Origin of the sequence: Sphaerisporangium siamense, from assembly GCF_014205275.1 — a bacterium.
Classification (GTDB): Bacteria; Actinomycetota; Actinomycetes; order Streptosporangiales; family Streptosporangiaceae; genus Sphaerisporangium; species Sphaerisporangium siamense.
This window is the reverse complement of record NZ_JACHND010000001.1, coordinates 2,811,202-2,832,956: the sequence shown is the minus strand read 5'-3', so window position 1 is coordinate 2,832,956 and position 21,755 is coordinate 2,811,202. Positions and strand designations below refer to the sequence as shown.

Annotated in this window: 13 protein-coding genes; 5 read left to right on the top strand and 8 right to left on the bottom strand. The window is 65.2% G+C overall.

Annotated features, from left to right (window positions below; genetic code table 11):
• Positions 1-135 precede the first annotated feature (135 nt).
• The 3 genes from BJ982_RS40880 to BJ982_RS13080 are packed head-to-tail and all read left to right on the top strand — an operon-like array spanning position 136 to position 1,609.
• Positions 136-369 (top strand): colicin E3/pyocin S6 family cytotoxin, encoded by a 234-nt coding sequence (locus BJ982_RS40880; protein WP_184879941.1) that lies wholly within the window; start codon positions 136-138, stop codon positions 367-369.
• Entirely contained in the window at positions 362-682 is a 321-nt protein-coding gene (locus BJ982_RS13085) for a hypothetical protein (RefSeq protein ID WP_184879939.1), read from the top strand. Before BJ982_RS40880 ends, BJ982_RS13085 begins: the two co-directional genes overlap by 8 nt.
• 3 nt (positions 683-685) lie before the next feature.
• On the top strand, positions 686-1,609 hold the full coding sequence (locus tag BJ982_RS13080) for an ImmA/IrrE family metallo-endopeptidase (protein WP_184879937.1): 924 nt from the start codon (positions 686-688) through the stop codon (positions 1,607-1,609).
• 457 nt (positions 1,610-2,066) lie between these two features.
• On the opposite strand, the gene BJ982_RS13075 is transcribed toward BJ982_RS13080, so the two are convergent.
• The 8 genes from BJ982_RS13075 to BJ982_RS13040 form a co-directional block, all read right to left on the bottom strand.
• Entirely contained in the window at positions 2,067-3,299 is a 1,233-nt protein-coding gene (locus BJ982_RS13075; protein ID WP_184879935.1) for a PucR family transcriptional regulator, read from the bottom strand.
• Between the two features lie 803 nt (positions 3,300-4,102).
• Positions 4,103-4,900, bottom strand: a complete 798-nt coding sequence (gene istB, locus BJ982_RS13070) for an IS21-like element helper ATPase IstB (protein WP_184879933.1) — start codon at positions 4,898-4,900, stop codon at positions 4,103-4,105.
• Positions 4,900-6,123, bottom strand: a complete 1,224-nt coding sequence (gene istA, locus BJ982_RS13065) for an IS21 family transposase (RefSeq protein WP_184879931.1) — start codon at positions 6,121-6,123, stop codon at positions 4,900-4,902. The genes istB and istA overlap by 1 nt, the downstream gene beginning before the upstream one ends.
• A gap of 131 nt (positions 6,124-6,254) precedes the next feature.
• A complete protein-coding gene (locus BJ982_RS13060) occupies positions 6,255-7,253 on the bottom strand; it encodes an IS481 family transposase (protein ID WP_184879929.1) in 999 nt (332 codons plus the stop codon).
• Between the two features lie 267 nt (positions 7,254-7,520).
• Positions 7,521-8,345, bottom strand: coding sequence for a DUF6551 family protein (locus tag BJ982_RS13055; protein WP_184879927.1), 825 nt, complete (start codon positions 8,343-8,345; stop codon positions 7,521-7,523).
• Positions 8,346-8,955: 610 nt separating this feature from the next.
• Positions 8,956-11,106 (bottom strand): family 16 glycosylhydrolase, encoded by a 2,151-nt coding sequence (locus tag BJ982_RS13050; RefSeq protein WP_184879925.1) that lies wholly within the window; start codon positions 11,104-11,106, stop codon positions 8,956-8,958.
• Positions 11,103-11,819 (bottom strand): glycosyltransferase family 32 protein, encoded by a 717-nt coding sequence (locus BJ982_RS13045; RefSeq protein WP_184879923.1) that lies wholly within the window; start codon positions 11,817-11,819, stop codon positions 11,103-11,105. The genes BJ982_RS13050 and BJ982_RS13045 overlap by 4 nt, the downstream gene beginning before the upstream one ends.
• Before the next feature lie 797 nt (positions 11,820-12,616).
• Entirely contained in the window at positions 12,617-16,792 is a 4,176-nt protein-coding gene (locus BJ982_RS13040) for an NACHT domain-containing protein (RefSeq protein ID WP_184879921.1), read from the bottom strand.
• A gap of 310 nt (positions 16,793-17,102) precedes the next feature.
• Between BJ982_RS13040 and BJ982_RS13035 the strand changes: the two genes are divergently transcribed.
• Positions 17,103-18,296 (top strand): hypothetical protein, encoded by a 1,194-nt coding sequence (locus BJ982_RS13035; protein ID WP_184879919.1) that lies wholly within the window; start codon positions 17,103-17,105, stop codon positions 18,294-18,296.
• A gap of 331 nt (positions 18,297-18,627) precedes the next feature.
• Positions 18,628-21,750 carry an HsdM family class I SAM-dependent methyltransferase gene (locus tag BJ982_RS13030; RefSeq protein ID WP_184879917.1) on the top strand — a complete coding sequence of 1,041 codons (3,123 nt, stop codon included), beginning with the start codon at positions 18,628-18,630 and terminating at the stop codon, positions 21,748-21,750.
• Positions 21,751-21,755: the final 5 nt, after the last annotated feature.

Here is a 21,755-nt window from a genome sequence, read left to right as displayed (position 1 = left end):
CTCTGACGCGTGAAGACATCCCGTGTCGGTCCCCAGCAGTAGTGTTGCCAGAGGCCGAAAATCTCCCACCTCACGGTTCGCCTCCCGATACAGTGCTGTTCCTGACTTCTTCCCCTCGAAGGGCAGCCTCTCGTGATGGCAGGCGTGCCGCGACCTTCGCCGTGCTTCCTGGACAAGCAAGTCCTGCTCGGCGCGCGATCTGGCAAACAACGCTGGCGCAACCAAGACGGGAGCCGTCTGTACGAGTGGGACTCGCTCCACGGGCATATAGAGGTGTACAACAAGCGTGGGCGGCATATGGGCGTGGCGGATGCCGTTACAGGAATGATGGTCAGCGGCGCGGTGAGAGGGAGGAAGATCGATGTCTGAGCAGACCTTCATCGACGCGTGCCTTCACGGCGACGCGCTGATGACCGAGATCGACGACTGGATCGACCGTTGGCACGACTGTGACGGCGAGCCGAACGGTCAGGCCGAGTCGTTGCATGACTTCCTCGGGATGTCGTGGGAGCAGTATTCGATCTTTGCCGAGAAGCCTCAGGCGCTCCGTTTCATCATCGCCGCACGCCGCTGGGGCACTGAAGTCGCCATGAGTGATGTGGCCTTGGCCGCCCGCAGCACGCACAGCAAAGAAGCCAACGACTTGATCGCATGGCTACGCCAGACCGGCCGTATCAGCTGACCCGTGTCCGCCGCGCCCCGCATCGCCGCCAGGCTGGTGGCTGTACACAACCTGAAGCCGCCCGTAGACGTTGAGGCGTTGCTCCAAGAGTATGCCGATCTTCAAATCCTGGACTGGTCCATGGAGTGCGACGGGTTGGCCCTTCTCTCCGCAGAGCGCCGGGAACAGGTCTTCCTCAAGGCCAACGCCCCTGCTCGGCGTCGCCGCTTCACCGCAGCACACGAGCTGGGGCATGTTGTCATTCCATGGCATGTCGGGACCTTGGGATGCACGGAAGAACCGGGTGCATCAGCGGGCATGGAGGAGGCGGAGGCCAACCTCTTCGCCTCCCATCTGCTCGTCCCCGACGTGTTTCTCGACCCCTTCCGTGACAGCTACGTCGATCTAGACGAAGTCCTGGACATTCTGGCTGTGGCAGATGTGTCGGCCCAGGCGGGCATCATCGCGCTCCGCCGGGCGCTGCTGCCCGGCTATGTGATCCATCTTGACGCGCTGCCTCCGATTGAGAGTCCCGGGACCGTTGTGCCTCAAGGTGGCGTACGAGCACTTCAGGAATCCTCGGTGAGGACGGGGAGAAAGCTTCACCAGGGCAAACTAGTCACGTGGTACCAGCTGGCCGACGCCTCTCCCATCGTCGAGGAGCCGCGTCCTTCCAGGGAGATCACCAACCTTCTCAAGTCCACCCTCGCGAAGCTGCACCCGGACCGTGATGTGCGGGCGATGTGTCTCTCGATCAACGGCATCGTGGGCGGAGCCCTCAGCGCTCAGCGTGTGTCCGATCCCAGCGTCATCTACGGGGTGCTGGTGCAAAAGTTCACGGGCCACCCGCAGTTTGGGCATCTGTTGGAGGTCTCTGACTTCCACCGGTACCTTCAGCAAAAAGCTGCAACGATCGGCCAGAGCCGCCAGGGCGAAACCATCGACTAGCTCAAGGAAGTCGGGCAATTTCCGACTGTTTGCCAGTGTCCTCACCCTGACCGGCAAGGGCTGCCAAGGCACGAAGACCGGGCCTTTTATCCGTAGGTTCCGGGTTCGAGCCCTACCGCTCTCACCTGCGACTTCATCCACCCCCTTGGCTAAAAGATCAAGAGATGGGTCATACCTGGGTCACGCCTGGGACAAACCGACACGAGGAGATCCCATCTGACATTGCGATCAGTGTGGCGGCCGGTTCATGAGCGACGTTGGAGCTGCAATGTCCGCTTCCGTAGTCGGTGACCTGTTCTTCGTGCTGAGGTGAGAACCAGGCGTGCCGGGACCTCTGCCGCCTCGTGATGGAGTTCGGACCGGACGAGGTGTAGGTGTGTGCCCACCTCCACCCTGCTCGCCTCCCGGGTCGTTCCCGGGGTCAGCATCTCGAGCACCGCATCTCTGTGATGTGAGCTCAGCTCGGAGTGGCCGCCATGACGCCAGGCGCGAGGTCCAGGAGCAGGAGCGCCGCCGCCACGTGGGTCGGGTTGTCCTCCACCTTGACGGCCGAGAGCTCGTTGGCGCGTGAAACGCGCCGCTCGACGGTGTTGCGGTGGGCGTAGAGGTTGGCGGCCGCCCGGGTGGTGTTGAAGCCGCACTGCACGTACGTGAGGAGTGCCTGCCGTAGCGCTGCGTCGGCTTCGGCCAACGGCCCGAGGGTGTTGATGACGAACCGACGTGCGCCGGCACGGTCCTTGGTGAGGGCGTCGATCAGCTCGACGTCGGCGTAGGGGGTGAATCGCCGGTCGGACCCGAGCCGGATGATCAGCGCCTGCGCCGCGAGTGCGTCCTGGTGGCTGGACCGGAACCCTTCGAGTCCGCGTCCCGGCCGTCCCACCGCCGCGCGCACCTCGTCGGTCGTCGCGAGGGCCTTCTTCACGTGGTGAACGTCCGGGACGGCTTCGCCCGAGAGCCAGATCCACCGCGATGTGGCGCTGGCGCGCGCCACCAGGGCGCTTCGGCCGCCGGCGGAGGAGCGCACGGCGGTGATCGCCTCGTCCAGGGCGTCGGCCTGTTGGGGATCATCGTTCCACAGCACGAGTCCCACGTGCCACCGGGCCATCCGGTAGCTCAGGCGCCCTTCGGCGAGGTCCTCCGCGATCGGTGCGCCGCTGGCGATCAGCTGGATCGTCGCGATTCCCTCGGCGTCTGTGTTGCCCATCGCCGCGGCGAGGCTGGCTTGGCGCAGGGCCGCGACCGAGTCGAGGGCGTACTGCACGAGCGACTGCGCCGTCACGTCCAGGACCCCCAGAAGGTCGGAGTCGGCGCAGTGCGCCACGCATTCCTCCAGGCATCGCCGCCAGCCGATCTGCAGTGCCACGCGCCAGGCAACGGCGAAGTCGGGCGCGATGCCCCGGGAGACGAGATCGTTGATGTACGCCATGGCCCGCGGGCCGACGTAGGGCTCCACCCGCCGCCCCGGATGCTGGATGTTCGCGGTCAGCCACTGAACGAGATCGGAGCGGTTGAGCTCGCGATCCTCCTCGATCAGGGATGCGTCCGCGAGGAGGGCGGGATCGTTCTGGGCGAGGAGAGAGGGCCTTGCGAAGGCGTCGACCAGGGCGTCCGTTTCCGTCAGCAGGCGCTGGCACAGTGACCTGATCGCATCGGCGACCTCGCGGGAGGGCGCGGGCCACAGCTCTTCCATGTCTTCAGTGTCCCCTTGGTTGTGAGGTGCCGACGCCCCCGGGCATGCCCTGTCACGGAAAGAGGCAAGGCCCGCCGGTGGCATGGCCAACACGAAGGCGAGGGCTCTCGATCCGCCGGCGACGGCGAGAGGCGTCGGGCCCTGTGGCATCTCCGCGGCCGACGGAACATAAATGTTCATCCACATGCATCCGACGGACGGTTCACCAGGGGTGCACGTCGCTCGGGGGTGGTGGCGAGTGAACAAGCTCGCGGCCGGGCCGTGACTGGTGTCCTCCTCATCCGCTGACTTGGGAGCGGATCTGTAATCACAGATGTCCGCCGCAGTGATGCGGATCCCGCTTGCGGGTCGCCATGTCGGCATCCGCCACCTCGGCGGACATGGCCGGGGCTTCGGGCACAACCGCGCGCATTGGTCTCCAAGGATCGGCGGGACGAACGACAAGGCGCTCAGCGCCACCAGACGTCGGGGGCGAAGCTCTACCACTCCGTTGAGGGCCTCGCAATGCCTGCGGCGAGCCCGGCCGCCGCGCGCACGCGGACCACCGTATGGGCGTATCGGCGCGACCTGGCTGTGCATCGTGCACCGGGCCCAGGCGAAGCAGGTGCGCACTGTCGTTCTCACCGCGATGACGGCGGGCGACAGTGGAACAACCGCCGCAGGAATAGCGAGGAAACGCCATGACAGGTGAGGTGTTGGACGCCGTCGAGGAGTTCGACGTGGTGAAGTGCAGCAGCTTCTCAACGACGGCTGAATCCTGACCCCGTGGCGGCGGCTGAAAGTTGACCCCTCTGTGTTGATTGTTACTGGTCGTTGCTGGTGTCTGCTGCTGGGACACGGCCCAGATCGCGGTTCTTGAGCCGGTAGCTGTCTCCCTTCATGCTGATCACCTCGGCGTGGTGCACGAGCCGGTCGATCATGGCGGCAGCGACCACATCGTCGCCGAACACCTCGCCCCAGCGGCCGAAGGGCTTGTTGCTGGTCACGATCAGGCTGGCCCGCTCGTAGCAGCTGGAGACCAGTTGGAAGAACAGGTTGGCGGCTTCGGGTTCGAAGGGGATGTAGCCGACCTCGTCCACGATCAGCACCGGGATACGCGACAGCTTGATCAGTTCTGCCTGGAGGGTCCCGGCGGCGTGGGCGTCGGCCAGGCGGGCGACCCAGCCGGCGGCGGTGGCGAAAGCGACGCGATGTCCGGCCTGGCAGGCGCGGATGCCCAGGCCGACCGACAGGTGGGTCTTGCCTGTGCCGGGCGGGCCGAGGAAGACCACGTTCTCGCGTGCGGTGACGAAGTCCAGCGTGCCCAGGTGGGCGATGACCTCACGTTTGAGGGAACGCTGGTAATCGAAGTCGAAATCCTCCAAGGCTTTGCGGGCGGGAAAACGCGCACTTCGGATCCGGGCTTCACCACCGTGGGATTCGCGGGCGGCGACCTCGCGTTGCAGGCAGGCGGCCAGGAACTCCTCATGGCTCCACCCCTCGGCGCGGGCGCGCTCGGCCAGCCGATCGATCGCCGCAGCCAGGGAGGGTGCCTTGAGCACCCGGGTCAGATAGGCCAGCTCCGAGCCGATGGCACGGCCGCTGGTGGTGGTGCCGGTCATCAGGCCACCCCCTCGACACCGCACAGCACGTCGTAGTCGCTGAGTGCTCGCACCTGCACCGCGGTTTCCACCGGGCGGGCAGAGGGAGCGTGATTGGCCCGCATGACCCCGGCGGCGTGCTGGTGGGCCGGGTCGGTGATGGTCTGGTGGGGTGCCCAGCACCGCTGATGGCGGGCCACCTGCTGCCCGCCGCAGGTCACCGTGACCTGGTCCAGGTCAGCGACCACCTCCACCAGCCGGCCGATCACCGAGGGGTGCACCGAGTAGTCACACGAGGCGATGCGCACGTAGTGGTCGCGTCCCAGCCGGGTCGCGCTGCGCCAGCCGAGGATCGGGGCGACCGGCGGCAACGCCAGCATCGCCTCCAGGTCAGCGCGCAGCCGGTCGATGGGCCGGCAGGCGATCCGCCGGTGATGGCGCCGGTTCGCCCGCTCCAGCCAGTCGACCAACTGGGCGTTGAAGTCGTGCGGTGAGGTGAACGACCTGCCCGGCAGGAAGGAGGTTTCCAGGTAGCCGTTGGCCCGCTCGACCAGACCTTTCGCTTCCGGGTCACCGGGTTTGCACTGCAGGATCCGCCCTCCCAGTGTCCCGCGGAAGGCGGTGGCCTCCCGGGTGAGTTGCGGCCGTCCGCCCTTCCATTGGCCGATCGCCGATTCGTTGTCCCACACCAGTGTCTTGGGCACCCCGCCCAGAGCCGACAGCAACGCCCAGTGCCCGGCGAACAGGTCCCCAGCGGTTCGTGAGGGCAGCATCCGGGCCATCAGCCACCGCGAGTAGCCGCTGACCATGACCAAAACCGGCGGGCTGGTCGCCTGTTCTCCTACGCCCAAGGGCACCTTCACCGCCGGGAACCACAGATCACACTGGGCCAGCTCACCGGCCTGATAGGTCGTCCGGGACGCCGGATCGACCGGCTTGAACACCGGCCGCAGCACCCGCACCCGGTCCTTGAGCACCGTCAGCGACCGATCCCACCCGATCCGCTCAGCGATCACCGTTGCCGGCATGTCGGGGAACTCCGCCAGCAACGCCCGGATCTGCGGCTCGACCGCGTCCACGATCGAGCCCTTGCCGGGCCGCTGGTACTTGGGTGGCGTCTCGGCTGCCAGCGCGCGTTTCACGGTGTTCTTCGAGATGCCCATCCGCCGCGCGATCGCCTTGATCGGCATCTGCTCAGCCCGATGCAGCCGGCGAATCTCCGCCCAGTCCTCCACCTTGATCACCCTCCAGAGTTACTGAAGGGGGTCCGTTTTCAGCCGTCGCCAGGGGGTCAACATTCGCGCGTCGTCGACACAGCTGCGGAGATGGCGGAACCGTGGGCGGCAGCGCATCAACATGCGCGCTCAGGGACCGGCTAGATGTTCTGTCCCGTGAGGTTGGGTACGCGGCTGGCGGGTGGTGCGCCGTTCAGTGCGGTGTGGCCGCGGTGGTGATTGTAGGTGTGGAGCCACTGTGGGAGTGCTTGGCGGCGTTCGGTCTCTGACCGGTAGGGGTGGGCGTAGGCCCATTCGTCCAGCAGGGTGCGGTTGTAGCGTTCGACCTTGCCGTTGGTCTGGGGACGGTAGGGGCGGGTGCGTTTGTGGGTGATGCCGGCTGCGGTCAGGGTGTCGCGCCATAGGTGGGAGCGGTAGGCCGAGCCGTTGTCGGTCAGTACCCGCTGCACGGTGATGCCGCAGCTGGTGAAGTATGCCTGGGCCCGTAGCCAGAACGCGGTGGCGGTTTCCTTGGTCTCGTCGGGCAGGATCTCGGTGTAGGCCAGGCGGGAGTGGTCGTCGATGGCGTTGTGCAGATAGCCGTAGCCCAGGTTGGGGCGGCCGTGGCGGGTTCGTGGCCGGGCCGGGTCGCGGTGGGCGGAGCTGTTGCGGCCGCCTGCCGCCCGGCCGTGGATCTTGTGGCCGCCGCCGTCAGGGATGTTGCCGAGCTTTTTGATGTCGACGTGGATGAGTTCACCGGGGGTGGCGCGCTCGTAGCGGCGGATGGGGGTGGCCGTGGCGCGGTCCAGGTGTGACAGTCGGGCCAGGCGGTAGCGGGTCAGGACGCGGTGCACGGTGGCGGGGTTGAGGCGCAGCAGGTAGGCGATGCGGGCCGGTCCCCAGCGGCGGGCCAGACGGACCTTGATGATGCGCCGCTCGGTACGGGTTGGAGTACGCCGAGGGCTGTGGCGTGGACGGCTGGAGCGGTCGGTCATGCCTGCCGCACCGTGCAGGCGGTAGCGCTCGGCCCAGCGGCGGGCGGTGGTCACCGCGACCTGGAAGCGTTCGGCGGCACGGCGCAGTGGCCAGCCGTCCTCGACGACGCACCGGGCCAGGCGAAGGCGTCCCAGTTCGGTCAGGGGGGCGTTACGGTGGGGCATGAGGGCCTTTCGGGTCTTGGTGCAGATGTCGCAATCCACACCGAACCCGAAGGCCCTCACCCATTACAAGATCATTCGCTCGTGTCGCCCCGTACCCAACCTCTGTGGTCAGTACAGCTAGAGGAAGGAGCCGAGCGTGGCAGCGCCTTGAGAACTGCCGAAGGTGGCGGCCATTGGTTTGGAGTTCGGATGTGCCGTACGGCTGGAACATGGGCCTTGCCTGGCACCACCAGCACTTGGCTGCCGTGCCGCCTCACTGCGCGGTGTTCAGGCGACGGGCTCGATGCGGTTCCGGGCTCTGCGGCCCTGGTTACAGATACTGACGATCAGCTGGTAGGCCATTGTTTCCCGGGAGAAACCGAAGTCCGAGTTGAAGCCTGCTCGTGAACTCATCACCACAACCTCCGATCGCCATCGGCTCGCATTCCCTCGCCGGCTGAGGAGCCGGCTCAGATGGCTAAGCTCGACCGCCTCAGGATGATGGGCGAGGAAGGTGGCCAGCCCGCCGATGAGGGTGTAGTCCCATGTGTCGGCCTCCCGGCCCCACGCGCGCTCGGCGACGCCGAGAGCCTGGTCCAAGACGCCGGGACCATGGTCATGAGTGATGCGCAGAAGGCTGGTGATAGCGCTGAGCCGGTCGTCCGCTGGCTCTCCCACCTGAAGGTTCCTCGCCTGCAGGACCCGGGCGGTCTCTGTGTAGGGGCGCAGGCCCGCCGCAACGCCAGCGCGGTATTCCTGCGGCCCCGACAACCGGCGTGCCTCACGATGTTTGAGCAGGTACAACGCGGCTTCTGCGCGCTCGTTCAATCCATGGTGGATCTCCGCGGGAACCGTGCGGGCTCCTCGCAGTTTGCACGCGGCGAGGCGGTGGATGCCGTCCAGCACCCTGCGGCTGCCGTCGGCCCGCTGCGACACCACGAGCACGCCGAGAGCGGCCTGCTGGAGTGTCGCTGCTAGGTGTTTGGTTCGGACCTGGTCGACGGGATGGCTGGCATGCTCCCACGGCTCCAGCCGTGCCACGGCTGCGCCGCCGTCCAAGATCACGCGATGCTCGGGCAGTTGGTAGTCGATCGGGATCCGCTGCTTGGTCATCAGCCCTCCGCGTGGGGTGTCATCGGCCTTCATCATCGGCTCCCGGCGCCCCGGTACGCCCTGGGATCGCGCAAGAAGCCGGGCATCGGCTGCAGCGCAGGTCGCTACTCCTTCAGCAGCGACTGCTCCCGCCAACAACTGCTTGCTCACCCCGCGCACCCGCTAGGATCCGCGCCATCGCTCCACCCGCGCTCGTCCCCTGCACCCGCGTGAAACGACGGTAATGCGATCACAACGTCACGTACAGCGACATGAAGCGGCAGGACATCACGAATCGACGCCTGGCAGACGAACCCCAACCGGCATGCCGGGCGCCCACGGTAACCGGAGGTGAGGCAGAAAGATTACGAGCTCTCCGGCGGCCGTGCAGGCCGTGAGGCACGCTGATGATCGATCACCACCGAGCACGACGCCGCCGCACGCCACCGACATGGCCCGGCCGCCTGGCCGCAACAAGGTGGACCTTACCTTGACCGATGCGACGAGCGTGAGGTGACGACCAAAAGTTGATCAAGACCTGTCAGACCTGGCGGCCACCTGCCCATGTGCGCTTGCGGAGGGCGGCCTGTACGTCGACGCCGACGATGTGCTGGTGGGCGATGCGCGTTAACTAAAAGGGGCGCCGATCCGACTGATCACCCTTCGTGACATTTTCGTGGATCGCGACTGACCGGATGTGCGCTGACGTGGGAAGCCGGTCCGTGGCTAGGTCGCCGGCGAACTCTTTGGAGCGCGAGTGCCATAGGTTGATATTGAACTGCAATGACTGATTTGGTATTGGCGTGGGGTCCCATGCCACGCGCTCGTGAACGACTGAACCATCGACAAGCCAGCGGATAGCGCCTGGCTGCCAGTCGATTCCGTAGGTATGGAAATCGTGGGCGGCGTCGAAGCCCAGGTCAATAAGGGTCGGCGTGCCACGGTAGCCGTATTCGAGTTTTGTACCCTCGGGACCGGGATTATAGAAGACGTTGACAAGCATCTTGGTGGTGTCCTTGCCGAGGAACTCAATGTCGATTTCTTGTCGGGGTCCGTTCCGGTGGAGGAACATGCCCGTCACGACTCCCGTAACGCCCGGCGGGCGGAGCTCAGCCGAAAACTTGCCGTAGCGATACACGGCGCGGCTCGCGATCGCGCCTGAGGTGAGCTCACGAACCGGTGTTTGCTCCGGGCGCAGTGTTAGTCGTGCGTGGGCGCCGTGCTGACTAACGTTGGCCGGCGTGAACAGGGCCATATTGCTGGGGAAAGTGTCGTCGCGGAGCTTCCAGACTTCGTCGTTGAGCTTGCCCCCAGACGTCCAGTCGACATGGGCGGTGAGTGTGTGCCGGGGCGGCTCTGCGCTGATGGTGATGCCGTCCCACTCGATACGTCCCGGTGTTGCGATCCACGGGCTGGTGTCATGTTTCAGATCCATCGCATTCCTAGCGCTCTGCAGAAGAGCCCTGGGTCTGCGGATGCGCATCCCGAGATCGACGTCGGTTGGATATGGAAACGACGGATAGTCGACGCCGAGGAAATCGCTGAGCAAGGCCCAGCGGTCCTTCGCCTCGTGCGTGAACAGGAGAGCTCGGTCACCCACCTTTCTGGGTAATGTCAGGTCGGTTGACGTGACGATGATCCGTGCGCTCGGGTTTGCTCCAACGATCTGATGGAGCGCTTCTGGGGAGAGGGAGCCAATGTTGACGTAGGCGTTGAACAGCCGTCTCCGACCGCCGCGCAGGAGGGCCTGTTCCTCTGCTGCGGGCAAGCCATCAAGGTCACTGCAGCAGGTGTAACCCAGCATGGAGAGTGCTGTGGCGAGCGCGGTCAAACCAGAACCGGGGGACCCGACTGCCACCACAGGCCCGGGAAGGTGCTTGGTCGCTGGCACGAGCGGCTTCTCGCGCGTGATCACTCCGACCTGGGAAAGTATCGGCAGTATGGAATAGGAGTTGCTCGACGGCTCGTCGATGCGCTGCGCGATGAGCGGACGCGCAGCGGTGTAGGCGCGCATGTGGCTGAACTGCATGTTCAGCCAGAGGTCTACGGGGCCGTACACCGGCAGGTGGTCAAGGAGCTTCTGCGCGCCCGCGCGGCTGAGCACATAGCCCGAAGCCTCCCAGATGCCCGGCTCTTGAAGCCTTCGCGTGCTGGCTCCGTTCCGGACAGGATCGACGTTGCCGACTTCTTCGAAAGCCAGGTACAACAGATCGAAGTCCGGCTCGCCCGAAGCCGAGCGGTCCAGCGATGACCAGGTCGCGTCGAGACCGCGGGCGAAGCCGTAGGCCATGAAGATGTCATCTTCGAGCACCAGTGCGCTGGGCACGTCACCGGAGGCGATCAACTTCCACACCTCGATGTGGGAGAGCGCGACAGCGACTTCCTGCCGAGTCATCATGATTTCGCGAGCACGCGTCGCGGCGTCGATGCGAAGTAAGGGGTTCGGTTCGACGGTGAGCTGGTCAGCCAGGGTGAACCTCGGAACCAATGTTGCAGGGTCGGGCGTGGCCTGCGTATATCGTGCGTCAACCGCAGAGAACCGTCGGGTGACGGCCGATAAACGTTCCCCGTGCCGGTCTCGGAAGCGGTCGAGCTCACCTCTTACGCGTCGCCAGCGGTCGGGGCGTCTGTCGAGATTGATGACGTAGATGCGGCGCAGCGCATCCGGCTCGCCAGCACGCGAGAACACGGCTGCGCGTCGATGCCAGTCGGCCAAGCGAAGTCGAAGTCGCCCATAATGGAGGAGATTTTGCCGGAAATCTGCAAACGTGCGCTTGTTCAAGAACGAGCCGCCTTGCCTTCGCCTCGTACCCAGTGCCGCCAGTTGCGCTCGTCGGCTCGATAGCTCAGGGGCCATTTGCTGACAGCGACCGTGTCCCAGCAGGTCATTAGCTCGAAGGTCGGCGTCTTCCCCTGCGCCTGCAATTCCGCTGCGTAAGCCACCAAACTCGCGGTGAGATTGCCCGGCCCAGTCAGAGCCTGGATGTCACGGTCCGACTCATCCGCGGCAAGCAAAAGCGCCGTGGCGCGTTCCAGAGACTTGGCGATCACCGGGTGTTCTGGCGCTGTGATGATCGGGTTGTTGTTGACATAGAAGATGCGCTCTCCGGTATCGCTCGTATCGAGGGCACGCTCTACCGCGACCATGGAGTCGGACGGAATGTCGTATACGAGCGGCTGCAGGCGAAGCACACCGTCGATAACAAGTGGTTCGACACTCGCCCCTTGGCACTCGTCGTCGGCATCGACGTACAAGCCACCGACGCGCAGCATGAAGCACAACCTGAAGTAGTCAGCACGCATCGCCGGATGATGGCAACGGGCGAACGCTCTCATGTGCTGCTCAGCGAAGTGTTCCTGGATGAACCGCCCAGCCGAGGTGTCATCGAAGAGCAGCCTCTCGAACCCCGCGTTCTCTAGCGGGGCCCAACTGTCGAGGCATTCCTGCACGTCGCCGGGGACAGTCGATGCATCGTTCCAGAACTGGACGAGCACACGAGGTGCCGTGTTGCCGTTGGCAGGTGAGGTTGGGCCGCCCGACGCTGTAAGAAGCTGCCGCATGAACTGCGACCTCAGATGAGGGTCTTCGGCGATGGCGGCGGGACCGGGATGTGGTGACGTTCGACGATCGCTCATTGTCTGTTCGTGAGTAGGAGAGGACGGACGGGTACAACGCTCAACACCTATCAGGGATCACCGACATTATCGGAGCCACCCGCAGCCAGGATCTGTAGCGGACTTCCGACGTTGCTGACGCTCACACTCGCTGCTGTCCCAGAGCCCCTTGGCCGAGCCTAGGCGTCCTCGATCATGATGGCCCAGTTGCCGGTACAGCACAGAAACCGACGGTCTCGCCACCGTGCATCCCGCCCGTCATCTACCTGATGCTGCCTCATCGAGTCCGAATTGTGCAGCAGTTCCATACAAGTACAGACGCCGCAACATAGACGGCAACCTGCGTGGTGGGCCTGCTCAGCAGTGGCGAACCCATCACGCAGGACCCGCTGGCAACGTCCGGCCGGGCCGCGCACCTGCACGGCGAAGTACCAACTGCCGTGTTCGTCCTCGTCCAGGTGCACTCAGCGCCGGCCGAGTTGCTTGCCGGTGATCGCATCGACGCATCCGCACCGCTTGTACACCAAGATTCGATCTTGAAGGTGTCTCATGTGTCCTGCCCCTTCTTGACCGGGGTTGCCGTCAAGGGTCAGGCAACGCCTGACGTCATCGGTGGACAGCAGAGCGAGAGTAAAGAGGGGACCACCGGTCTCTGGGGAGTTCGCGCCGGTCGCAGTTCAGGGGGTGCTGGCAGCGACCCGGTACCAGCCGGGTGCGGCGGTCTGCATACTTCCGCCCGGGGTCCAGGACCTCACCTGGGAGCGGGTAAGTCTCCCCGGGTGGCTGCCTCCACCGCCGAAGCCTCTGTATACGTCCTTGCCGGTGTTCTCGACCCAGACGAGCGACTTCTGCTCGGTGGTGAGCCACCGTTCGAGCCACTCTGCGTCGACGAGGAGTTCGTTCTGGCCAACGTTGACCGCGTGACGAACGGTCGCGACGAGCTGGCCCGTGTCGTCGGTCCAGCCGTTGCGCCCGTTCCAGTGGAGCTTGCCGGGGGCAGGCCCGAAGAACTCGGGGGCGGGCATGTAGAGAGAGATGGTGTTCTGGTCCCCGGGGGCGTACTCGTACTCGCCGAGGAGGCGCCAGGCGGCGGGCTGAGTGGGGACAGTGAGTGGCTCGATCCATTCATGGCGCATCACGTGGAGGACCTCTCCGTGGTGGTGGCCGTAGGGGAATTCGCCGACGTACCCGTGGTGCATCTCGGGGTTGTTGGCGATGGACTCGCCGAGAAGATCGCGCCCTTCGAGTTCGCTGATGGCGGTAGCAAGGTCATAGGTCGCGACCAGATGGGTATAGATGTGGGTCCAAATGCCCCGGGCGCGCTTTGTGGTGTCGGAACCGTTGTTCCAGTCGTAGGCGCCAGACAGGACGATGTGGGGGCGGCCTTCGAAGACGGCTTCGTGGACTGCAATGTCTGGAAGGTCGGTGTCGTCGGCTATCCACTCAGCGTCGGCCTTCGCGACGGTGGGCGCCCAGTCGTAGGCGGGTACCCATGGACGGGGGGTCTGGTCGGTGGGTGCGAACTCGACGATCGTCGGGTCGACCTGCCGGGAGATGTCGGTGTGCGGGCCAGGGACGGCGGGCGCCGGCGGGTCCCATCTGTCGGGGATCTTGGGGGCGTGGTCGGAGACAATGCCGATGAGGCGGTTGAGGGCTATCCACTGGTACTTCTTGCCGATGCGCTCGATCCATGCTGGCTTGGACCGGAAAATGCCGAACTTGCCGACGACGTACCCGTCGAAGGACGCGTGGAGTTCGGGCTGGTACCCAAGGCGGATGACTTCGGTGACGACCCATCGCGCCGCGGAGGGGAGGTCGATACCGGGGCGGTCTCGTACTTCGGGGCTGAGCTGGTAGATGAAGAAGTCGTCGCCGGTAGCCGAGTGGACCAGCTTCGGGTAGCTGCTGGTGTCGTACGCGGCGATGTCTGTGTCGGTGGGCCAGGTGAGGGGCCAGTCGCTGGTGTAGGGCGGCCGGAACTGGTCGACGGTGACGCCAGCGGGGAGAGTTCCGCGATTGTTGGCGGCTTCGAGGATGCTGCGGGCGGCATCACGCACTGCGGCGTTCGGGGTGACGGCCGACGGCACGGAGAAGATGTTCTTCCACACCACCTCCGCCGCGGCAGCCCAGTCGTCTTGAGTGCCGTTGGCAAGGAGGGCCGCGTACGCGGCCTCGCAGGCTCGTTCGACGACCCACTCGTCGTCGACCACGGTGAACCGGTCCAGCAGCCCGGCCGCCTGGCCCGGGTGGCGGGTCAGGAGGCGGACGGCGGCGATGGTTGCCGGTTCACGGACGCGCCGGTCGCTGGCGCTGGTGGCCCATAGGAGCGCCGTCACCCACAGGCGGGCGGTTTGTTCACCGACCTGGTGCAGCGGCTTGTCCCTGGCCCATCGGGTGAGCCGGTCGACTGCTCCGCTGGTGTCGTGGGTGATGTGGAACCAGCCGGGCAGAAACGAGTCGCGGGCACCCATGTTCAGGGCGGCGAGGAACTCATGGAGCCAGTCGGCGTTCAGGGGGTGGTCGGGGCGGGCGGCGAGACGGAACAGCATCGTCAACGCGTCGGAGCACACATCGGCCCGGCGAAGCGCATCAACGACGACGTCGCGGGTGGCGTCGGCGATTGAGCTGTTGCTGCGCCAGCCGATTCCGGCCACGACGGCTGCGGCGATGGCATCGTCGTCACCGATTTCAGTGCGGAACTCGGTGAGTTCGAGCCCGAACCGTTCCGCGACCACGACGGACGTTGCTTCGAGAAGGCCGAGGTCGATCGTGCTGTCGAGGCCGATGACCGTGCCGAGATGGCCGCCGAGCTCGGCCGTGATGCCGGCGGCGTCGGTGACGTTGGAGAGGGCGTCGGAGATGATGAGGTGGTGTCCGATGCGTTCGAACGTGATGGTGATGATGTCTGCGCCGTAGGGGCTGCCGTCGGGGATGACGTCCTCTTCGACGAGCCCTTGGGCGATGAGCGCGTCGAGGAGTGACTTCTCGGCGCTCCGGTCGGACCAGATCGGTGCCAGCAGGGCTTGAGCCTGGGCACGAGTCAGCAACGGGTCGCCGCCGCCATCGGCGATGGCGGCGGCGAGGGCGTGCATGGCCTGGTGAACGAGGCGGTCGGACGGTGAGGCGTCGATCCGGTCGCTGACGACATTGTTCGCATTGTCGAGGACCATCCGGGTCAGCTCATCGAGGCCCATGGTGGCCCGATCGAGAGACAGCCGGGCGTTGTTCTTGAGCGCTTCGCAGACCAGACGCAGGTACAGCGGGTTGTCGAACTCTCCGTGGATGGGCGGCGACGTCGGCGGTTCGAGGCCGTAGAACGCCGCGTACTCGCTGACCGCTTCGAACTCAACCCCTTCAAACCCGGTGTGCTCGAACCGCAGCAGGGTGAGCCCGGGTGGGAGGACTTGGCCGACATAGTGTGTGCGGGCGATGAGGAGGAGCCGGACGTTCGGGTACCGGCCGACGGCAGTGATGAGCCGTTCGAGGTTGTCGCGCCACGTGGACCGTGGGCGGGTGTCGTTGAGCGCATCGATGACGAGGAGGGTCGGGACCCCTGCGACGCGGGCGCTCTCGTCGAGGAGCGCGATGGCTTCCTCGCCGGTGAGGTCGGAGGGCATCTTGAGCACGTCGCGCAGGTGGGTCAGCGGGTCGCGGTCGGTGAACCAGCGACCGTGCATCATGACGCTGGGGCGGCCCTGGCCGAGCCGTCGGACGACCGCATCGATGGCGAGGTAGGTCTTCCCGATGCCGGCGGCACCAGTCATGAGTGCGATCTGGCCGGCCGCGAGCCGACCGACCGGGCTGATGAGGAGTCCCGTGGCGTCAGCGAGCTTTTCGCCGAGTTCGCGCAGGGCGTCGACGGCCCGCGCGGGGAACGACACCTGGTACCCGGCCTGGAACTGCCGCCAGCTCTGGGTGTCCCAGTTCTCGTTGGGGTACTTGGCGTTCATCGCTGCTACTTCGACAGCTTCTTGATCGCTGACGATTTTCGAGGCCTCGGCGAGCGCTTGAGCGAGATCGTCGAGTCCCGTGGTCGTGTGCGAGGTGTGCCAGGCGGCCAGCGCGTCAGTGACCTTGGTGGTGGCGTCGAGGGCTGTGCTCAGGTCTGCGGCGAGTACTTCGTCCTCGGCGCTGCGCACGCGGCTGGCGGAGTCGTTGACCTCATCTATCTGGTCGCTGACGACCGCCCACCACTCGTCGTCGGAGCAGAGCGCTGCGATGGACCTGGCGGCGGGCACCTCAACGTTCAACTCGGGCATGTACCGGGGTCGGGCGGCGTCAACCGCTTCCTGCAGCCGATCTTCCCACCACTGGGCGGCGAGGACGTCGGCGTCGAACCAGTACCGGCGCTGGATGCCGGTGGTGTCAAGGCGTTCGAGACGGGTGACGATGTTCGTCGCCCACTCGAACTCAAACTCCACTGTCATGCCGCGGGCGGTGGCCGCGGATTTCCAGTTCTCGAGCCAGCCTCCCGGGTCGGTGATCTTCTCCAGGAGCGACTTGCCGCGGCCTCCGGTGGAACCGGTCGGGTCAGCAGGGATAGCAATCGCGTACTTGGTCAGGTTCGGATGCTGGTCCAGTGCGGCCTTGACGGACCTGTCGAGCTGAGCCTTGTCGACGTCGGTGTGGCTGGTCCAGTACTTGACCTGCCACCCGTGCTCGGTGCCGTCGGGCAGCGTCCAGTAGCACTCGACGCCGCCGTCGCCGCCGGCTCCATGCAGTGGGACGAACTGGGCGTCGGCCGTGGGTGGCTCCTGTGCCACCTGTTGGCAGATGAACTGCTCGTACCCGTCGCGTTGCCCTCCAGGGCCGAGTGACCGAATCCGCGTGAAGTCGATATCGGGGATGTTCACGAGGGTGCCCTTCGGGGATGCTGCGGTCGGGGTCCGGGAGGAACGCTACCGGTCCGCCTCGGAACTCGCGGCCGGATGCTGCCGCGCCCCGGACCCGTCTACGCCAGCTGCGGTATGACGTCGAGCGCACTCTCATAACAGCGACCGGGAACCTGGACGCAAGATCTGCGCACAAACCCCTCAGGGCGTTGTATTTCGGATCGAACTGATCACGCTCGTGGTCGGCGCGGCCTTGGTTGGGGTTCGCAAGGTCCTACCGGGCGGAAATCCGCCTTGCCCCGGCGCGGGTGGACCGGGTGTGATGATCGGTGTGAACATCTTCTCCGCGGTCGAGCGTACAGACCCGTCCCCGGCCGGGCATGGGGACAGCCACGCCCAGTTCATCGACCGTGTGGCAGGCCTCTTCTGGGACCAGGTCCGGGATCTGATCGAGGATTGGTTCTCTCGGCTCTGCTCGGACGCCCAAGCGGACGTCCGAGGACGGCTGCGCTCCAGGGACGATCGGCAGTCCAGGGGGGCCTTCTTCGAGTTGTACCTGCACGAGTGCCTTCTCCGGATGGGCTACACCGTGACTTGCCACCCGGAAGTCGACGGGACCAGTCGCCGCCCGGACTTCCGCGCAGAGAAGGACGGCAGAGTGGTCTACGTCGAAGCTCGATCAGCGTCGTCCAGCAACGTTGCGGTGGGCGCGGCCGCGAGGGTTAACACGGTGTACGAGTCACTCGAAAAGATCGACAGCCCGAACTTCATCCTGTGGATCGACGTGGAGAGGCAGGGGGCGGCCCCGCTCCGGACTCGCCCGCTGCGCTCCTCACTGGAGAAGTGGTTGAAAGAGCTGAACCCCGACGCCTACAGCGACCGGGGGAACGGCCGTCGTGACTTCCCGGGCATGCCCTACGAGGCGGACGGGTGGCGGATTCAGTTCCATGCGCTCCCGAAGTCTCCCGAGACGCGCGGAAAGGAGGGCGTGAGACCGCTTGGGATCTTCGGTGGCGGGCAGGCCTTCTGGCCGCAGGATAAGGAGGAGATCAAGGACGCGCTGAGCGACAAGGGCTCCGCATACGGGCCGCTTGGTGCTCCGTACGTCGTCGCGGTGGCGTCGAGCAGCATCACCACCGATGACCATGATGTGAAGAATGCCCTGTACGGCACCGAGGCCCTGCTGATCGGCACCGGCCCTGGCGGCGATACCCGCGCGGACGCCCTCGTCCGCAATCCAGACGGTTACTGGTGCAAGGGTGACCATTGGGGCCACCGCCACGTGTCGGCTGTGCTCGTCGTCAAGCAGCTGCACCCCGCCTTCGTGGGCACCCAGCAGCACACCATCTGGGAGCACCCCGACCCTAAGTGGCCCATACCCCCGCTGCCGATGTGGCGGCGATCGACGGTCGACGCCCACGGCGCATTCCATTTCGTCGATCCTGCGCGCACGCCGACGGAGTGGTTCGGCCTTACGAACCCGTGGCCGATCGGGAAGCCCTTCCCGAGAAAGGGCCGATCCTAGAAGGTCACGCTCGCGTCCCAACCCGTGCCGACATGCATGCTGCGGGGGCTCGATAGAGGATTCGGCGCCTGACCTGCTGGTTCTCGAGTGGTGTCGCAAGTCATCTGGCGATCCGGTTTTCGTTGATGAGGCCGCCGCCCGGTGAGGCTGAGCTCGCGGTCGCGCCCCGAATCGCCACACTTTCAGCGCATGTGTCGGAATCGGCGAAGCTGTTGCCGGGGCACGACGTTCGGTCTGATATGTGGAGTCGGCGGTCATACGATCTCGGTGGAAGAGCGGTGCGATGATGACCTCCGCAAGCTAGGTTACGGAGTGAAGGGGAGCGGGACTGGTGTCCGAGGGAGAAGGCCAGCTGGCCGGTTCGCTCTGGTCTATTGCCTCCCTGCTGTGGGCAGAGTTCCGAGCATCTGAGCGTGGAGGCGTCCTGCTACCGCTCGTGGTCCTGCGACGCCTTGACTGCCAGATGGAGGCCGATGTCTTCGATCGGGCGTTAGAGGATTCGCATACCGCTGCAGAAACGCTCCTGGACTGGGTGCGGCAGCTCCCGGAGGAGATCGGGCACGTCTTCAATGGCTTCGATCTTGGTGGGATTCTGAGGCGGTTAGGCATTGTCGGACTGCTGTATCCCATCCTCCGCCAGTTCCGGGATCTGGACCTGCACCCCGCTCGGGTGGCCGACGATCTGATGGGCGAGACCTTCGCCGAGCTTATCGACCGGTTCAGCGCTGCACAGCACGATACTGCCGGAGAGTGGTTCACGCCGGCAGACATCAACTCACTCATCGCAGAGCTCGTGCTGCTGGGCTCGGACACGGGCGAACCGCGTGGACCGATCCGCATCTACGACCCCGTTTGTGGGATGGGTGGAACGCTGGCGGCGGTGCGCGCCCGACTCACCGGCCAAGCCGTACGCCTGTACGGCCAGGAGATCAACACGGGAGCCCGTGCAATGTGCTCGGCTTCACTGCTGATGGCTGGCCTCGATCCCGCTGCGATAGCACCGGGCAATTGCCTGAGCGACAATCGGTATTCAGCGGAGACGTTCGACTTTCTGACGGCACACCCGCCGGCCGGAGTCGAGTGGAAGCGCATCTCCGACGCGGTCCAGAAAGAAGCCACGGAGCGGGGCTTCGCGGGGCGTTTCGGGGCTGGGCTGCCGCGCGTGTCGGATTCGTCGCTGCTGTTTGTTCAGCATCTAGTCGCCCACATGAAGCCCCGTGAGGCGGGCGGATCGCGAGCTGTGATCGTAGTCAACGGATCACCGCTGGTTAACGGCGCCGCAGGGTCGGGCGAGTCACAGATCCGCCGGTGGATTGTGGAGAGCGGACTGCTGGAAGGTATCATCGCGCTGCCTGGCGGATTGTTCACCCACACCGCCCTGCCGTTCTTCTTGCTAGTGCTGTCAACCCAATCGCCGAGCGACCGCAGTGAGGTGGTCTTCCTCGACGCGCGTGGCCGTGGTACAACGCTGCGTAAGCTGGTCGGGGACAAGCGCCAGTATTTCACCGATGGCGAAGTCACTGAAATAGCCGATTGTTACCGTCGCGCTTGTCTGGGCGATGATGGTCGTGATCCCAGCGAGGGACCGACGGTCAGACGGCTAAAGGCGTCGGAATTTGGCTACCAACGGGTTCAGATCGACCAGCCGTTGCGGCTCCGGTTCCAGGTCACGCCTCAGGCGGTGGCACAGCTCCAGGAGAGCAGTGTGCTGCAGCGGTACCCTGCGGGCGAGGACCTTCTGTCCGCTTTTGGCGGATTCGTAGGCCGGGCATGGACGACCAAAGCCGCATTCGAGGACTATGTGGGAGCCGGGCTCCTCACTGCGGGCTGCGAACAGCCGCCGGAGCGGGTGTGGTCGGCTGTAGTGAAAGCCGCGTCGGTAGTCGACCCTGGTGGCGAGGTTCAGCGGGACATCTCCGGTAGCGTTATCGCCGACCCTGATCTACGGTCCTACGACCGTGTCCCGCTGGGCGAGGACGTTGCTGCCTTCCTTCGCCGTGAAGTCCTCTCCGGTTCGCCGATGGCATGGATCGATGCCGCGACAGTGAAGATCGGCTATGAGGTTCCGCGCCACTTGCTTATGGAAACTAGGTGGCACGGCGAGCTTGGTCCGCTGTCCCGCGTGGCGCGATTGGTTACAAAGAGAACGTTGCCCCGGGACAGCAGACATAGCCGGCCGTTACTGACGGCCACTGGGCTCTCAGCCGAGAAAGCCGCTGATCTTCCCGACGCGGCGGAAGCCGACCGACCTCTGGGCCTGTGCGCGGACGGCGATATCGTGGGATATCCCGGCCGATGGCGGCTCCTCCCATCAGGTTTCGGTGAGGCGTTGACTACGCTCAACGTTCTCCGGCCCTACGTCGGAGGCCGCACGCTGTGCGAATGGCTGAACGCAATGGGCCGTGACAGGACCGGCCCCCTAACGTCGCTGTCGATGGACACTCCAGTACCTGTCGAAGCCATCAAAAGCCCCGCCTTCGCCAGCCTGATCGAAGAGTCGGATTCCAGCCGCGCGGAACTGATACGGCTGACTCGCTCCCTCTTTCCTGAGTTCCCCAACATTTTCAAGAGACCTACCGAGGACCTCGCCGGGCTCCAACAGGCCATGCAGTCGAAAGCTGCCGAAGCCCATCTGCTCGGCGAGCTCGTGCAGCCGTTGAGTGACCCGGTGTGGCGGGCGGAGCTCAGCTACCCGTTTCATGTTGCTGGACTCTCCCGGCAATACCGAACTGCGCACCTGGTCGACGTCCGCAAAGAAGCACTTCTCAAGCTCGGTGAAAGCCTCGCTCGCTCTCTGGGCGTTATAGCGCTGGCAATCATGATCCAACGCGGTGAGGAATTCAGCCCGACCCTGGCGAATCCGTTCACTCGGGGTGCCGGAGCGACCTTCGGGACATGGACGACGCTTCTATCGAACTTTCTCCGAAGTGGTGACGTTCCCGAGCTCCCTGTATTCGAGAGTATGCGCGGTCCTCATGGAGCACTGTCCATACTGCAGAAGATCAAGAATCAACGGAATGCCTCCGGGCATGCGTTCGGTGTCCGTCCTGCGCATGAACGGGATGCCGAGGTTAGATCCCTCGAGCCAATCGTCGTCGCCGCCTTGGAATCTCTGCCGTGGCTGGCTCGCCTGCACTGGGACCTGATTGAACACTGCGGCTATATCGACCCGGGCTACATACTTCAAGGGCGCCGCCTGCGCGGAAGCCACCCCGAATGGGAACCTCTCGACGAGGAATACCACCAGCAACTCGCCCCCCATCGCATCTACCTGCGTGGTCCACTACTGGCCGCCTCTATCGACCTGACACCAGTCGCTTCTGTCAGCATCTGCGATGTGTGTAACCAGAGGGAGCTCTTCTTGATCAATAAGGCAAAGGTGTCCGGCGGCCGGGTGGCGCAACTGACGCTGCGCAGCGATAAGGACCACGAAGTATTGCATGACCTATCGTAAACGGA

What these genes read in the sequence shown, in the direction of transcription:
- BJ982_RS13060 (WP_184879929.1), bottom strand. Translation starts at nt 7,253, where the DNA reads ATGCCCCACCGTAACGCCCCCCTGACCGAACTGGGACGCCTTCGCCTG.
- istB (WP_184879933.1), bottom strand. Translation starts at nt 4,900, where the DNA reads ATGACCGGCACCACCACCAGCGGCCGTGCCATCGGCTCGGAGCTGGCC.
- BJ982_RS13085 (WP_184879939.1), top strand. Translation starts at nt 362, where the DNA reads ATGTCTGAGCAGACCTTCATCGACGCGTGCCTTCACGGCGACGCGCTG.
- BJ982_RS40880 (WP_184879941.1), top strand. Translation starts at nt 136, where the DNA reads ATGGCAGGCGTGCCGCGACCTTCGCCGTGCTTCCTGGACAAGCAAGTC.
- BJ982_RS13055 (WP_184879927.1), bottom strand. Translation starts at nt 8,345, where the DNA reads ATGACCAAGCAGCGGATCCCGATCGACTACCAACTGCCCGAGCATCGC.
- BJ982_RS13075 (WP_184879935.1), bottom strand. Translation starts at nt 3,299, where the DNA reads ATGGAAGAGCTGTGGCCCGCGCCCTCCCGCGAGGTCGCCGATGCGATC.